This is a genomic window from Salmonella sp. 2018103 (genome assembly GCF_026247685.1).
Classification (GTDB): domain Bacteria; phylum Pseudomonadota; class Gammaproteobacteria; order Enterobacterales; family Enterobacteriaceae; genus Salmonella; species Salmonella enterica.
The window spans coordinates 807,473-822,191 of sequence record NZ_CP111029.1; the positions used below are offsets into that span (position 1 = coordinate 807,473).

Below are 14,719 nucleotides of genomic sequence, written 5' to 3' on the forward strand. Positions count from 1 at the left end.
TTTTTCCCGACAATGTTCTATAATGCGGCTGTATTTTCACACCACAGGCGAAACGATCTATGACGCAGGATGAACTGAAAAAAGCGGTAGGATGGGCGGCACTTCAGTATGTACAGCCCGGCACCATTGTGGGCGTTGGTACAGGCTCAACGGCCGCACACTTTATTGATGCGCTGGGCACAATGAAAGGCCAGATTGAAGGCGCGGTCTCCAGCTCGGACGCCTCGACTGAAAAACTCAAAGGCCTCGGTATTCATGTGTTTGATCTCAACGAAGTGGATAGCCTGGGTATCTATGTCGATGGCGCGGACGAAATCAACGGTCATATGCAGATGATCAAAGGCGGCGGCGCGGCATTAACCCGTGAGAAAATTATTGCTTCCGTGGCGGAGAAATTTATCTGCATTGCGGATGCCTCTAAGCAGGTAGATATTCTTGGCAAATTCCCGTTGCCGGTCGAAGTGATTCCGATGGCGCGCAGCGCGGTCGCTCGTCAACTGGTGAAGCTGGGCGGGCGTCCGGAGTACCGTCAGAACGTGGTCACGGATAACGGCAACGTGATTCTGGATGTTTATGGTATGGAAATCCTTGATCCCATCGCGCTGGAAAACGCCATTAACGCGATTCCGGGCGTCGTGACCGTAGGGTTGTTCGCCAACCGTGGCGCCGATGTCGCACTGATCGGCACGCCGGACGGGGTGAAAACCATCGTAAAATGATCCCGCCAGGCGTATTTCCTGCCGCGTAAAAAATTCGGTCAGGGCAAATTTGGTGACATGTATCACGTTTAATCGTTTGCCCTGCCGATCCCTCCAAAGAAAAAGTTATTCCCGGTATTTTCATCTGCTATTTCCCGCTGTATGCGATTCCTTCACGACGCTGGCGCAAACGTTCATATTGCCGTGATAATTTTTTTTGATATGTTGAAGGACGGATGCAAATCCACACACAACATCAGATGGCAAAAAAAGACAGGATCGGGGAAATGGCAAAGGTATCGCTGGAGAAAGATAAAATTAAATTTCTGCTGGTTGAAGGGGTGCATCAAAAGGCGCTGGAAAGCCTTCGTGCGGCAGGTTACACCAACATTGAATATCACAAGGGCGCGCTGGACGCTGAACAGTTGAAAGCGTCCATCCGCGATGCCCACTTCATCGGTCTGCGATCCCGTACTCATCTGACAGAAGAAGTGATTAACGCCGCAGAGAAGCTAGTGGCGATTGGCTGTTTTTGCATCGGCACCAACCAGGTGGATTTAAATGCGGCGGCAAAACGCGGTATTCCGGTCTTTAACGCGCCATTCTCGAATACCCGTTCCGTGGCGGAGCTGGTGATTGGCGAGCTATTGCTGCTGCTGCGCGGCGTGCCGGAAGCGAACGCCAAAGCGCACCGCGGCGTATGGAATAAACTGGCGGCGGGATCGTTCGAAGCGCGCGGTAAAAAGCTTGGCATTATCGGCTACGGCCATATCGGAACGCAGTTGGGCATTCTGGCGGAATCGCTGGGGATGCATGTCTATTTCTATGATATTGAAAATAAACTGCCGCTCGGTAACGCAACTCAGGTGCAGCACCTGTCTGAATTGCTGAATATGAGCGATGTGGTCAGTCTGCACGTACCTGAAAACGCCTCCACCAAAAACATGATGGGCGCAAAAGAGATAGCCCTGATGAAGCCGGGTTCGCTGCTGATTAACGCCGCGCGCGGTACGGTAGTGGATATCCCGGCTTTGTGCGACGCGCTGGCGACGAAACATCTGGCGGGGGCGGCTATCGACGTCTTCCCGACGGAACCGGCCACTAATAGCGATCCGTTTACCTCTCCGCTGTGCGAATTCGATAACGTGATCCTGACGCCGCATATCGGCGGCTCGACGCAGGAGGCGCAAGAAAACATCGGTCTGGAAGTCGCAGGAAAACTGATTAAGTACTCGGATAACGGCTCGACGCTTTCCGCCGTGAACTTCCCGGAAGTGTCGCTGCCGCTGCACGGTGGTCGTCGCCTGATGCACATCCACGAAAACCGCCCGGGCGTATTGACCGCGCTTAACCAGATCTTTGCCGAGCAGGGCGTTAACATTGCCGCACAGTATCTGCAAACCTCCGCCCGAATGGGGTATGTGGTAATTGATATAGAAGCCGATGGCGATGTAGCGGAGAAAGCGCTGCTGGCGATGAAGGCGATTCCGGGCACCATTCGCGCCCGTCTGCTGTACTAATTTCCTCTAAATGGGCAGGAGATGACCTGCCCATCCTTTCTCTGGTTTCCCTGCCTCAACATCTCTTCGTGTAACGCATACATTCTGTTTTCGAGCCTTGCCGCAATTGGTAATTAAAGGCAGCGTTGCGTGTTGTACAGCAATAAAAGGAATTTACGATAAGGGCTCAGCATAGCGCTGAAACGGGAAAGCCCCTACCGAAGCAGGGGCTCTAAAAAGGAAAGGGACGATGATGAGATACGTCATCATGCTGCTGATCCTGTTAATCATCGCTTGCCCAGCATATTAACAGTGAGTACGCAGGAGGGAGGTTCGCCTCCCTCACCCTTCACCGAGAAATTTAGGTCAAAAAAGCGACGCTGTCAATCGACAAAACACGGCTACCACTCCCAAATTTTGGATGGCGTTACCACCGCAGGCAGCGGGATATCCCACTCTTCAACCGGCAGTTTTTCCACTAACTGGCAATCATGCGCGTAGCCCACAGGTAGGATCTTATGCTGCTGCCAGTTTTGTAGCGTGCGGTCATAAAAACCGCCGCCCATACCTAAACGCTGCCCGTCTTCGTCAAACGCGACTAACGGCGTTACCAGCACATCCAGCTTTGCCAGCGGCAATACGTCGCGGACATCAAGCCGTGGCTCCTGAATCTTTAAGCGGTTGGTCACCAGCACACTCTGCGGATGATAGTGCAGGAACAGGAGGTTGCCGGGGCTGAAGGGATGAAGAACCGGAAGGTAGACGCGCTTGCCCGCTTGCCATAGCTGTTCAATCAGCGGCTGGGTGTCGAGTTCGCCATCAAAGGAGAGAAACACGGCGACAGTGTGCGCCATCACGACGGGAGGAAAGCTGAGCATTCGGGCGGCGGCCTGTTGACCAAAGCGGCGTTGCTGCTCTGGCGTCAGCGCGCGGCGACGTTGCCGAATCATTCGGCGGATTTCTTGTCGTGATAAAGAGAGTTCGGGAAGTTGCGTCATGGCTGTCGCCAGTCAGAAGGGGAATCTCCGAGATGCCGCCGCAGGCTGTAACCCTTGAACCCTTGGTTCAAGGTGAATGTGTCGTCACAGTTTTAAGGCTTCTCGGACGAACCGAGCATGCTCACCAACCGCGGAGCGCCACATTCTTGTGGTATGAAATATCGGCTCAGGGGACTGGCCCGCTTGCAAACATCTCAGAGAAATTCTGTTTTCACAATCACTTTACCATAGTAAAGCGAAAAGTGTTATTCAAAGTTTTGGCCCGTTTTTTCGGTTATGCGACCTTGATCAAGCAACGCCTGTTCGATGGTCTGTTGTAGCATCCGAATACGTTGTTCCATGCTCGCCGCGTAATCGCGGGTCTTCGCTTTTTCCTGAGTTAACTCATAGCTGATATTCAATGCGGCAATGAAAACCAACTGCTCAGTATTTGTGACTCTAGTGCGAACTTTCAGATCTTGCAACCGCTGATTCAGATCGTCCGCAGCCTGATTCAACGCATCCCTTTGGTCAGGCGGGCAATTCACTCGCAGTGAACGGCCAAATATTTGGATATCGACGGGTTGTGCAGACATGCCACCTTCCTGCTGATTGACTGCGCTGCCTTCGTCTCCAGACCCAGGGTCCGCGAAGGGGCGACACTATAGCTACCCTGGTGTGAAGATACAAGCCCTTTTCTGGTTCACCAGGGTCCAAAGTGGTAGCATATCATGAATATCCTCCCTTTGATGACGAATGCTTATGTCTATACAGAACGAAATGCCTGGTTACAACGAAATGAACCGGTTTTTGAATCAACAAGGGGCCGGTCTGACCCCGGCTGAAATGCATGGTTTAATCAGCGGGATGATTTGCGGCGGCAACAACGACAGCTCATGGCAGCCGCTGTTGCACGACCTGACGAACGAAGGTCTGGCCTTCGGGCATGAGCTTGCTCAGGCGCTGCGCAAAATGCACGCGGCGACCAGCGACGCGCTGGAAGACGACGGCTTTCTTTTTCAGCTTTATCTGCCTGAAGGCGACGATGTCAGCGTATTCGATCGCGCAGATGCATTAGCCGGGTGGGTTAACCACTTTTTGCTTGGCCTCGGCGTAACGCAGCCTAAACTTGATAAAGTCACCGGCGAAACGGGTGAAGCGATTGACGACCTGCGTAATATTGCGCAGCTTGGTTATGATGAGAGCGAAGATCAGGAAGAGCTGGAGATGTCGCTCGAAGAGATCATCGAATATGTCCGTGTTGCGGCGCTGTTATGTCATGACACTTTCACGCGCCAACAGCCGACCGCGCCGGAAGTGCGTAAACCGACGCTACACTAAGAAAAAACGAAATGGAGGCCATGTCATGACTCAGCAGGAATACCAACGCCGTCGCCAGGCATTACTGGCGCAAATGCAGCCCGGCAGCGCCGCGCTGATCTTTGCCGCGCCGGAGGCGACGCGCAGCGCAGACAGTGAATATCCGTATCGCCAGAGTAGCGACTTCTGGTATTTCACCGGTTTTAACGAACCGGAAGCCGTGCTGGTACTGATTAAGAGTGATGACACCCACAACCACAGCGTTTTGTTCAACCGCGTTCGCGACCTGACGGCGGAAATCTGGTTTGGTCGCCGTTTAGGACAGGATGCCGCGCCGGAAAAACTGGGCGTTGACCGGGCGCTGGCGTTTAGCGAAATCAACCAGCAACTCTTTCAGTTGCTTAATGGTCTGGATGTGGTGTACCACGCGCAGGGCGAATATGCGTATGCCGACGAGGTTGTTCTGGCTGCGCTGGAGAAGCTGCGTAAAGGCTCTCGCCAGAATCTGACCGCGCCGGCCACCATGACTGACTGGCGACCGATTGTCCATGAGATGCGCCTGTTCAAATCGCCGGAAGAGATTGCTGTCCTGCGCCGCGCCGGGGAAATTAGCGCGCTGGCGCATATCCGCGCGATGGAAAAATGTCGTCCGGGGATGTTTGAGTATCAGCTGGAGGGGGAAATTCACCACGAATTTAACCGCCACGGCGCGCGCTATCCCTCCTATAACACCATTGTCGGCAGCGGCGAAAATGGCTGTATCCTGCATTACACTGAAAACGAAAGTGAAATGCGCGACGGCGATTTAGTGCTTATCGACGCGGGCTGTGAATATAAAGGTTACGCGGGCGACATCACGCGTACTTTCCCGGTGAACGGGAAATTTACGCCAGCTCAGCGTGAAATTTATGACATCGTTCTGGAATCGCTGGAGACCAGCCTGCGACTGTTCCGTCCTGGCACCTCTATTCAGGAGGTGACCGGCGAAGTCGTGCGCATCATGATAACCGGGCTGGTGAAGCTGGGGATTTTGCAAGGAGAGGTTGATCAACTGATTGCCGAAAATGCGCATCGTCCTTTCTTTATGCATGGCTTGAGCCACTGGCTGGGGCTGGATGTTCATGATGTCGGCGTTTATGGGCCGGATCGCTCCCGCATCCTGGAGCCGGGCATGGTGCTGACCGTAGAGCCAGGCCTCTATATCGCGCCGGATGCCGACGTGCCGGAAGCGTATCGCGGCATTGGCGTTCGAATTGAAGATGACATTGTCATTACCGAAACCGGTAATGAAAACCTGACCGCTGGCGTTGTGAAGAAGGCGGATGACATTGAGGCATTAATGGCGGCGGCGCGGCAGCAATGAGCGTCATTATCGTTGGCGGCGGCATGGCAGGCGCGACGCTGGCGCTGGCCATCTCTCAGTTCAGTCATGGGACGTTGCCGGTACACCTGATTGAAGCGAAAGCGCCTGAAGCCGACGGTCATCCCGGCTTTGACGCCAGAGCGATTGCGCTGGCGGCGGGCACTTGCCAGCAACTGGCGCGAATTGGCGTCTGGCAGGCGATTTCCGATTGCGCAACGGCAATCAACACCGTACACGTCAGCGATCGCGGCCATGCCGGATTTGTGACTCTCGACGCGCAGGACTACAGTCTGGCAGCGTTGGGTCACGTTGCGGAGCTGCATGATATCGGGCTGCGTCTGTTTGCGCTCTTGCGTAAAGCGCCAGGCGTTACGCTGCACTGCCCGGAGCGCGTAGCCAGCGTGTCGCGTACCCAACAGCAGGTTAACGTCACACTGGAAAATGGCAATGTGATAGCTGGCAGCGTGCTGGTGGCGGCTAACGGTACCCACTCCGCGCTGGCGTCAGCCTGCGGCGTTGACTGGCGTCAGGAGCCTTACGAACAGTTAGCGGTGATAGCGAATGTCGCGACCGCTATCCCGCACCAGGGACGCGCCTTTGAACGTTTTACCCCCAATGGCCCGCTGGCGATGTTGCCGATGTCGCATGGCCGATGTTCGCTGGTTTGGTGTCACCCGCTCGACCAGCGCGATGAGGTGCTGAGCTGGTCCGACGCGCAGTTCTGTCATGCGTTGCAGGCCGCGTTCGGCTGGCGGCTGGGGCGAATTACTCAGGCGGGGAAGCGCAGCGCGTATCCGCTTGCCCTGACTACGGCGGCAAAAGTGTTTACTCACCGGACTGTCGTGGTCGGCAATGCGGCTCAGACGTTGCATCCTATCGCCGGACAAGGGTTTAATCTCGGTCTGCGCGATGTCATGAGCCTGGCGGAAACGCTGGTCGCGGCACAGGACGCGGGCGAGGATATTGGCGCCTGGCACGTGTTATCGCGCTATCAGCAGCGTCGTCAGGTTGACCGGGATACGACGATTGGCGTAACGAACGGTCTGGTCCATCTGTTTGCAAATCGTTGGGCGCCGCTGGTTATTGGGCGCAATATCGGTTTAATGGCGATGGAATTATTACCGCCTGCGCGCGATGCGCTGGCACAGCGGACCTTAGGTTGGGTTGCGCGTTAAGCAGATCTGTAGGCCGGATAAGGCATTTACGCCGCCATCCGGCATCGTGTTCGTAAAAATGCCGGATGGCAGCTTCGCCTTATCCGGCCTACGGTTTTGATTGTTCCGGTTTCCAGGAGTAAATAGTGCAAAGTGTGGATGTAGCAATAGTTGGCGGAGGCATGGTGGGACTGGCTGTTGCCTGCGGCTTGCAGGGGAGCGGTTTGCGCGTTGCGGTACTGGATCACGTAGTCCCCCAGCCGTTGGCGAACGATGCGCCGCCTCAGCTTCGGGTGTCGGCGATTAATGCCGCCAGCGAAAAACTGCTTACCCGTCTTGGCGTATGGTCAAACATTGTGGCGCGACGGGCAAGTTGCTACCACGGTATGGAAGTCTGGGATAAAGACAGCTTTGGCCGTATTACGTTTGATGACGCAAGCATGGGATATAGCCATCTGGGGCATATTGTTGAAAACAGCGTCATTCACTATGCACTGTGGCAAAAAGCGCAGCAAGCGGCGGATATCACCTTAATGGCGCCAGCGGAATTACAGCAGGTCGCCTGGGGGGAAAACGACGCCTTCCTGACTTTAAAAGACGGCGCGATGTTAACCGCGCGTCTGGTGATTGCCGCGGATGGCGCCAACTCCTGGCTGCGTAACAAAGCGGATATTCCCTTAACTTTCTGGGACTACCGTCACCATGCGCTGGTAGCGACTATCCGCACCGAAGAGCCGCACGGCGCGGTTGCTCGCCAGGTGTTTCATGGTGAAGGTATTCTGGCGTTTTTGCCGTTAAGCGATCCGCATCTGTGTTCCATTGTCTGGTCGCTTTCTCCGCAGGATGCGGAGCGTATGCAACAGAGCGGCGACGAGGCGTTTAACCAGGCGTTGACTATCGCCTTCGATAATCGGCTGGGCTTATGCCGCCTGGAAAGCGAACGGCAGGTTTTTCCTCTGACGGGCCGCTATGCTCGCCAGTTTGCCGCGCATCGTCTGGCGTTAGTCGGCGATGCCGCGCACACCATCCATCCGCTGGCAGGGCAAGGCGTCAACCTCGGCTTTATGGACGCGGCCGAACTGGTGGACGATCTGCGCCGGCTTCAGCGCCAGGGCAAAGACATTGGCCAACATCTTTATCTCCGTCGTTATGAGCGTAGCCGTAAACATAGCGCGGCGATGATGCTTGCCGGGATGCAAGGTTTTCGTGACCTGTTTGCCGGCGAAAACCCGGCAAAAAAATTGCTGCGCGACATCGGACTGAAACTTGCGGATACGCTCCCCGGCGTCAAACCCCAACTGCTTCGCCAGGCAATGGGGCTAAACGACCTTCCGCAATGGCTTCGTTAAGCGTCTGACTGCACGCCAGCAAGAGTTTGAAACCCGTCACACTTTGCTTTCCCGGCTATCGCGCCGGGGGGCTTTCCTCGTTTGAAATAATCTAATTTCACCGCCTATTTCGCATTATATTTTCTAATGTCATTATTTTTAGCGAACGCGATTTTCGACATTTTTTCCGCATTTAATATTAATTTATGTTGTGATAAATCGTATCAGCTTCATTTTTATGACGGTTATTTAGCGTAATAGTGGTTTTTTGTGCTGATGGGATTTTAGCGTTTTTTAGTCATAAGCTAATGTGATGGTAAATTCAGCCTTATGGTTTAGCGCCTGGTTCGGTGGTAAGTTCAGGAGCAAGAGAACGTTTGCGTCGGCGCAGGAAAAAGGGCGTCGATGCCAGGTTTCGTGGCGAAGATTTCCCATGAAAATGGTTGTTAGCCCCCGCTAATTCAACGAGGAAAAGATGGCCCAACAGACGCCTTTGTACGAACAACACACGCTATGCGGCGCTCGCATGGTCGATTTTCATGGCTGGATGATGCCCCTGCATTACGGCTCTCAGCTTGATGAACACCACGCTGTGCGCACTGATGCCGGGATGTTTGATGTATCGCATATGACCATTGTCGATCTTCATGGTAGCCGCACCCGGGAGTTCTTGCGTTATCTGCTGGCAAACGACGTCGCGAAGCTAACGAAGACGGGTAAAGCCCTCTACTCCGGTATGCTTAACGCATCGGGTGGCGTGATTGATGACCTTATCGTCTACTACTTCACTGAAGATTTCTTCCGTCTCGTTGTTAACTCCTCCACCCGCGAAAAAGACCTCTCCTGGATTACCCAACACGCTGAACCTTATGCCATCGACATCACCGTTCGTGACGACCTGTCGCTGATTGCGGTACAGGGGCCGAATGCGCAGGAAAAAGCGGCGACTCTGTTTACTGACCAACAGCGCCATGCAGTAGAAGGTATGAAGCCGTTCTTCGGCGTTCAGGCGGGTGATTTGTTTATCGCCACCACCGGTTATACCGGCGAAGCGGGCTATGAAATCGCTATGCCGAATGAAAAAGCGGCGGATTTCTGGCGTGCGCTGGTGGAGGCGGGCGTGAAGCCGTGCGGTCTTGGCGCGCGCGACACGCTGCGTCTGGAAGCAGGCATGAACCTGTACGGTCAGGAGATGGATGAAGGTATCTCTCCGCTGGCGGCTAATATGGGATGGACTATCGCCTGGGAACCTGCTGACCGCGACTTTATTGGCCGTGAGGCGCTGGAGATGCAGCGTGAAAAAGGCCATGAGCAGCTTGTCGGTCTGGTGATGACCGAGAAAGGCGTATTGCGTAATGAACTGCCGGTGCGTTTTACCGATGCGCAGGGCAATCAGCAAGAAGGCATTATCACCAGCGGGACGTTTTCCCCAACGTTGGGCTACAGCATTGCGCTGGCGCGCGTTCCGGCGGGCATCGGCGAGACGGCGATTGTACAAATTCGTAACCGTGAAATGCCGGTAAAAGTGACTAAACCTGTTTTTGTGCGTAACGGCAAAGCCGTCGCGTGATTCATCCTTTTTTGGAGATTAATTGATGAGCAACGTACCCGCAGAACTGAAATACAGCAAAGAACACGAATGGCTGCGTAAAGAAGCGGATGGCACTTACACCGTTGGCATTACTGAACACGCTCAGGAGCTGTTGGGCGATATGGTTTTTGTTGATCTGCCGGAAGTCGGCGCGACCGTAAGCGCGGGCGACGACTGCGCCGTGGCGGAGTCCGTAAAAGCGGCGTCCGACATTTATGCGCCGGTAAGCGGCGAGATCGTGGCGGTAAACGATGCGCTGAGCGACTCCCCGGAGCTGGTGAACAGCGAACCGTATGCCGGTGGCTGGATCTTTAAAATCAAAGCCAGCGATGAAAGCGAACTTGAATCGCTGCTGGATGCCACCGCGTATGAGGCATTGTTAGAAGACGAATAATGTTGTGCCGGATGGCGCTAATGCTTATCCGGCCTACTCACTGCAACGCGAATGATTTTGCGTATTCGTTTTCGCACGCGTAGGCCCGGTAAGCGTCAGCGCCACCGGGCAATTGAGTTAGAGACACCTACGATTCACTGCACGTTTCAGGAACCATCGCCCATGACACAGACGTTAAGCCAGCTTGAAAACCGCGGCGCTTTCATTGAACGCCACATCGGACCGGACGCCGCGCAGCAGCAAGAGATGCTGAATGCGGTTGGCGCCGAGTCGTTAAACGCGCTGACAGGTCAGATTGTGCCGAAAGACATTCAGCTCGCGACTCCGCCGCAGGTTGGCGAGGCGGCAACCGAATATGCCGCACTGGCGGAATTAAAAGCCATCGCCGGGCGTAACAAGCGCTTCACGTCCTACATTGGCATGGGCTACACAGCCGTGCAGCTACCGCCGGTTATCCTGCGCAACATGCTGGAAAATCCAGGCTGGTATACCGCCTACACCCCTTATCAGCCGGAAGTCTCTCAGGGGCGTCTGGAAGCGCTGCTCAACTTCCAACAGGTGACGCTGGATCTGACCGGACTGGACATGGCTTCCGCCTCGCTGCTGGATGAAGCGACCGCCGCCGCTGAAGCGATGGCGATGGCAAAGCGCGTCAGCAAACTGAAAAATGCCAACCGTTTCTTTGTCGCCTCTGATGTCCATCCGCAAACTCTGGACGTCGTGCGTACGCGTGCCGAAACCTTTGGCTTTGACGTCATTGTAGATGACGCGGCGAAAGCACTGGATCACCAGGATGTGTTTGGCGTGCTGTTACAACAGGTAGGCACCACAGGTGAAATTCACGACTACAGCGCACTGATTACTGAGCTGAAATCCCGTAAAGTTGTGGTCAGCGTCGCCGCCGATTTTATGGCGCTGGTGCTGCTGACGGCTCCGGGCAAACAGGGCGCGGACATTGTTTTCGGCTCTGCGCAACGCTTCGGCGTACCGATGGGGTACGGTGGCCCGCACGCGGCGTTCTTTGCCGCCAAAGACGAATTTAAACGTTCCATGCCAGGCCGTATTATCGGCGTCTCAAAAGATGCGGCGGGCAATACCGCACTGCGCATGGCGATGCAGACTCGCGAGCAGCATATCCGTCGTGAGAAAGCGAACTCCAACATTTGTACCTCGCAGGTACTGCTGGCTAACATCGCCAGCCTGTATGCCGTTTATCATGGTCCGGTCGGTCTGAAGCGCATCGCTAATCGTATCCACCGCCTGACCGATATTCTGGCGGCAGGTCTGCAACAGAAAGGCTTAAAGCTGCGTCATGCGCACTACTTCGACACCCTGTGTGTGGAAGTGGCTGATAAAGCTGCGGTACTGTCGCGTGCGGAAGCGGCAGAGATCAATCTGCGCAGCGATATTCATAACGCGGTGGGTATTACGCTCGATGAAACCACCACCCGTGAGAATGTGGCGCAGTTGTTCAATGTTTTGCTGGGCGACAGCCACGGTCTGAACATTGAAACACTGGATAAAGACGTGGCGCTTGATAGCCGTTCCATTCAGCAAAGTATGCTGCGTGACGATGCGATTCTGACGCATCCGGTATTTAACCGTTACCACAGCGAAACCGAGATGATGCGCTATATGCACTCGCTGGAGCGTAAAGATCTGGCGCTGAACCAGGCGATGATCCCGCTGGGTTCCTGTACCATGAAGCTGAACGCCGCCGCCGAGATGATTCCTATCACCTGGCCGGAATTCGCTGAACTGCATCCGTTCTGCCCGCCGGAACAGGCGGAAGGATATCATCAGATGATTAGCCAGCTTTCTGACTGGCTGGTGAAACTCACCGGGTACGACGCCGTCTGTATGCAGCCTAACTCCGGCGCACAGGGGGAATACGCGGGGCTGCTGGCGATTCGTCACTATCACGAAAGCCGCAACGAAGGGCATCGCGATATCTGCCTGATTCCGGCCTCTGCTCACGGCACTAACCCTGCTTCTGCACATATGGCAGGAATGCAGGTGGTGGTTGTGGCGTGTGATAAGAACGGCAACATCGACCTGGACGATCTGCGAGCAAAAGCAGAACAACATGCTGCGAACCTCTCTTGCATCATGGTGACCTATCCGTCCACCCACGGCGTCTATGAAGAAACGATCCGTGAAGTGTGTGAAGTTGTGCACCAGTTCGGCGGTCAGGTTTACCTTGACGGCGCGAACATGAACGCCCAGGTCGGCATCACCTCACCGGGCTTTATTGGCGCGGACGTTTCGCATCTTAACCTGCATAAAACTTTTTGCATTCCGCACGGCGGCGGCGGCCCAGGCATGGGACCGATCGGCGTGAAAGCGCATCTGGCACCGTTTGTACCTGGTCATAGCGTGGTGCAAATCGAAGGGATGCTCACCCGTCAGGGTGCGGTGTCTGCCGCGCCGTTCGGTAGTGCCTCTATCCTGCCAATCAGCTGGATGTACATCCGCATGATGGGCGCAGAAGGCCTGAAGCAGGCAAGCCAGGTCGCGATTCTTAACGCTAACTACATTGCCAGCCGTCTGAAAGACGCGTACCCGGTACTGTATACCGGTCGCGATGGCCGTGTGGCGCACGAATGTATTCTTGATATTCGCCCATTGAAAGAAGAAACCGGCATCAGCGAGCTGGATATTGCCAAGCGTCTGATCGACTACGGTTTCCATGCGCCAACCATGTCGTTCCCGGTGGCGGGCACGCTGATGGTAGAGCCGACGGAATCTGAAGGTAAGGCCGAGCTGGATCGCTTTATCGATGCGATGCTGGCTATCCGCGCAGAGATTGACCAGGTGAAAGCCGGTGTCTGGCCGCTGGAAGATAACCCGCTGGTGAACGCGCCGCACATTCAGAGCGAACTGGTCGCCGAGTGGGCGCATCCGTACAGCCGTGAAGTTGCCGTATTCCCGGCAGGCGTGGCAGACAAATACTGGCCGACGGTGAAACGTTTGGATGATGTTTATGGCGACCGTAACCTGTTCTGCTCCTGCGTACCGATTAGCGACTACCAGTAATTTACTGATTCGACTGTCTTCTAAAGGCGCTTCGGCGCCTTTTCAGCTTGTTAATAAAGTGCGCTTTGTTTATGTCGGATACAGTGTGAGTGCCTTATTCAGGCTACAAAGTGTTACTAATTCAATATATTACAGTAAATCCTTGGCTCCTGTCAGGCAACCTGGCGTTTGTATCAGTGTATTAGCCAGAATTAAATTACCGCTTTTTTAGAGCCTAATGATTCATTGTGCATCATTTTTACCTTGCTGTTATTTAATCAAAACAACACAGTATATTTACATGTAGTTACAAATAGTTTCTCTACGGAATCGTTATTTACCTCTCAATATAGTTACAAAAATTTCCGTATATTAAATTCATCAAGTTATTAATTTAAATTATAAATTAAAAATAAACATAAATAACGTAAATATTTATTAACTTAGCGCTTTGTTTTTTATACCTGGAGGGAATAATGAAACGATTTATATTTCTGCCATTAATGACATATTTTCTATTAATGAATGCAATGGCAGCTAACGGAGAAAATAATCCCAGTAATCTATTAGGTGCACCAGTTAATACCGCTATTTCTGGTGGTTCAGTATTGCCGGAAGGAAAGTTATTAACCGCCGTGAATAGCTCATTTCGCGATAAAGATCATCAAATCGAGGGGCACGGAAGTCCGGATGTTTACTCCCAGATATGGTTATTGAAGATTCGTTACGGTTTGACCGACAGACTGGAATTATCAACTGTGGGGTCGTATATCAATAACAAACGAGACAATCTGTCTCCTGAGCACATAGAGGGAATGGGCGACCAATCGGTGGGGGTCAATTATGCTTTAATGAGCCAGCGAAGAGGTGATCCGTTTTGGGTTACGGTAGGTGGGGCATTATTACTACCCACCGGGCAAGATGGAGATAATCATTTGCCTGGGAATAGCGCCTGGGGAGGAAGAGTAACACTCACTTTAACAAAATTATTTACTCCTAACATTAAAGGGGATATGGGTTTTGTATATCAGGGACCATTTGAGCGCGGTAACCAGGACGTGAAACGAGGTAACGAATTCCAGTGGAATACCCAGGTGCGGTATATGTTTAGCGATTTACCGCTGGATCTTGGTCTGGAAAGTGCCTACAGCAATAATGCCTCTGGAACGAAAAAACTGTCTAATGGCAGCGTAATTAATAACCATTCTGGAACTACCGAATGGGTTGTTGGTCCGTCATTTAATATTGCCGTCGATTCACTGAAATTATGGTTTGGTGCCGGAGCCTTCTTCCCGGTAATGCAGGAAGCGAAGTCGCCAACCAAAATGGAAGATGTACGCTGGGAATTTAAAATAGGTAAGACCTGGTAAGACTCGTTCA

13 protein-coding genes and 1 other RNA gene are annotated in these 14,719 nt (G+C 53.6%); 10 read left to right on the plus strand and 4 right to left on the minus strand.

All coding sequences use genetic code 11. The features are described 5' to 3' along the window. Positions 1 to 59: 59 nt before the first annotated feature. Both rpiA and serA read left to right on the plus strand, forming a co-directional pair. Positions 60 to 719 (plus strand): ribose-5-phosphate isomerase RpiA, encoded by a 660-nt coding sequence (gene rpiA, locus OLG56_RS03885; protein WP_000189741.1) that lies wholly within the window; start codon positions 60 to 62, stop codon positions 717 to 719. Between the two features lie 266 nt (positions 720 to 985). Then, complete coding sequence (serA, locus tag OLG56_RS03890) at positions 986 to 2,218, plus strand: phosphoglycerate dehydrogenase (RefSeq protein ID WP_001151627.1); 1,233 nt, start codon at positions 986 to 988, stop codon at positions 2,216 to 2,218. A 380-nt stretch (positions 2,219 to 2,598) separates the two neighbouring features. Here serA and OLG56_RS03895 read toward each other — a convergent pair whose 3' ends face one another. The 3 genes from OLG56_RS03895 to zapA all read right to left on the minus strand — a co-directional run bounded on the left by OLG56_RS03895 (position 2,599) and on the right by zapA (position 3,770). After that, complete coding sequence (locus tag OLG56_RS03895; protein WP_031607403.1) at positions 2,599 to 3,195, minus strand: 5-formyltetrahydrofolate cyclo-ligase; 597 nt, start codon at positions 3,193 to 3,195, stop codon at positions 2,599 to 2,601. A gap of 20 nt (positions 3,196 to 3,215) precedes the next feature. Then, a non-coding RNA gene (ssrS, locus tag OLG56_RS03900) (6S RNA) lies at positions 3,216 to 3,399 on the minus strand. Positions 3,400 to 3,440: 41 nt separating this feature from the next. Continuing rightward, positions 3,441 to 3,770 carry a cell division protein ZapA gene (gene zapA, locus OLG56_RS03905; protein ID WP_001276011.1) on the minus strand — a complete coding sequence of 110 codons (330 nt, stop codon included), beginning with the start codon at positions 3,768 to 3,770 and terminating at the stop codon, positions 3,441 to 3,443. A 166-nt stretch (positions 3,771 to 3,936) separates the two neighbouring features. Between zapA and OLG56_RS03910 the strand changes: the two genes are divergently transcribed. The 4 genes from OLG56_RS03910 to ubiI all read left to right on the plus strand — a co-directional run bounded on the left by OLG56_RS03910 (position 3,937) and on the right by ubiI (position 8,360). After that, complete coding sequence (locus tag OLG56_RS03910; protein WP_000027236.1) at positions 3,937 to 4,515, plus strand: YecA/YgfB family protein; 579 nt, start codon at positions 3,937 to 3,939, stop codon at positions 4,513 to 4,515. Between the two features lie 25 nt (positions 4,516 to 4,540). Then, complete coding sequence (gene pepP / locus OLG56_RS03915; RefSeq protein ID WP_023220833.1) at positions 4,541 to 5,857, plus strand: Xaa-Pro aminopeptidase; 1,317 nt, start codon at positions 4,541 to 4,543, stop codon at positions 5,855 to 5,857. Next, complete coding sequence (ubiH, locus tag OLG56_RS03920; protein WP_001635505.1) at positions 5,854 to 7,032, plus strand: 2-octaprenyl-6-methoxyphenyl hydroxylase; 1,179 nt, start codon at positions 5,854 to 5,856, stop codon at positions 7,030 to 7,032. Before pepP ends, ubiH begins: the two co-directional genes overlap by 4 nt. A gap of 125 nt (positions 7,033 to 7,157) precedes the next feature. Further along, positions 7,158 to 8,360, plus strand: a complete 1,203-nt coding sequence (gene ubiI, locus OLG56_RS03925; RefSeq protein WP_001192144.1) for an FAD-dependent 2-octaprenylphenol hydroxylase — start codon at positions 7,158 to 7,160, stop codon at positions 8,358 to 8,360. Positions 8,361 to 8,464: 104 nt separating this feature from the next. On the opposite strand, the gene OLG56_RS22270 is transcribed toward ubiI, so the two are convergent. Next, positions 8,465 to 8,521, minus strand: coding sequence for a hypothetical protein (locus tag OLG56_RS22270; protein WP_464762953.1), 57 nt, complete (start codon positions 8,519 to 8,521; stop codon positions 8,465 to 8,467). Between the two features lie 293 nt (positions 8,522 to 8,814). On the opposite strand from OLG56_RS22270, the gene gcvT reads away from it, so the two are divergent. The 4 genes from gcvT to OLG56_RS03945 all read left to right on the plus strand — a co-directional run bounded on the left by gcvT (position 8,815) and on the right by OLG56_RS03945 (position 14,709). Next, entirely contained in the window at positions 8,815 to 9,909 is a 1,095-nt protein-coding gene (gene gcvT / locus OLG56_RS03930) for a glycine cleavage system aminomethyltransferase GcvT (RefSeq protein WP_023213852.1), read from the plus strand. Between the two features lie 25 nt (positions 9,910 to 9,934). After that, a complete protein-coding gene (gene gcvH, locus OLG56_RS03935; RefSeq protein ID WP_001295377.1) occupies positions 9,935 to 10,324 on the plus strand; it encodes a glycine cleavage system protein GcvH in 390 nt (129 codons plus the stop codon). A 162-nt stretch (positions 10,325 to 10,486) separates the two neighbouring features. After that, positions 10,487 to 13,360: an aminomethyl-transferring glycine dehydrogenase gene (gene gcvP, locus OLG56_RS03940; RefSeq protein WP_023213851.1), complete on the plus strand. Its 2,874-nt coding sequence runs from the start codon at positions 10,487 to 10,489 to the stop codon at positions 13,358 to 13,360. 455 nt (positions 13,361 to 13,815) lie between these two features. After that, positions 13,816 to 14,709: a transporter gene (locus tag OLG56_RS03945; protein WP_000819373.1), complete on the plus strand. Its 894-nt coding sequence runs from the start codon at positions 13,816 to 13,818 to the stop codon at positions 14,707 to 14,709. Positions 14,710 to 14,719: the final 10 nt, after the last annotated feature.

Bases quoted from the DNA above. Each gene is read 5' to 3' on its own strand.
- rpiA (WP_000189741.1), top strand. From the start codon at position 60: ATGACGCAGGATGAACTGAAAAAAGCGGTAGGATGGGCGGCACTTCAG.
- serA (WP_001151627.1), top strand. From the start codon at position 986: ATGGCAAAGGTATCGCTGGAGAAAGATAAAATTAAATTTCTGCTGGTT.
- OLG56_RS03895 (WP_031607403.1), bottom strand. From the start codon at position 3,195: ATGACGCAACTTCCCGAACTCTCTTTATCACGACAAGAAATCCGCCGA.
- zapA (WP_001276011.1), bottom strand. From the start codon at position 3,770: ATGTCTGCACAACCCGTCGATATCCAAATATTTGGCCGTTCACTGCGA.
- OLG56_RS03910 (WP_000027236.1), top strand. From the start codon at position 3,937: ATGTCTATACAGAACGAAATGCCTGGTTACAACGAAATGAACCGGTTT.
- pepP (WP_023220833.1), top strand. From the start codon at position 4,541: ATGACTCAGCAGGAATACCAACGCCGTCGCCAGGCATTACTGGCGCAA.
- ubiH (WP_001635505.1), top strand. From the start codon at position 5,854: ATGAGCGTCATTATCGTTGGCGGCGGCATGGCAGGCGCGACGCTGGCG.
- gcvT (WP_023213852.1), top strand. From the start codon at position 8,815: ATGGCCCAACAGACGCCTTTGTACGAACAACACACGCTATGCGGCGCT.
- gcvH (WP_001295377.1), top strand. From the start codon at position 9,935: ATGAGCAACGTACCCGCAGAACTGAAATACAGCAAAGAACACGAATGG.
- gcvP (WP_023213851.1), top strand. From the start codon at position 10,487: ATGACACAGACGTTAAGCCAGCTTGAAAACCGCGGCGCTTTCATTGAA.
- OLG56_RS03945 (WP_000819373.1), top strand. From the start codon at position 13,816: ATGAAACGATTTATATTTCTGCCATTAATGACATATTTTCTATTAATG.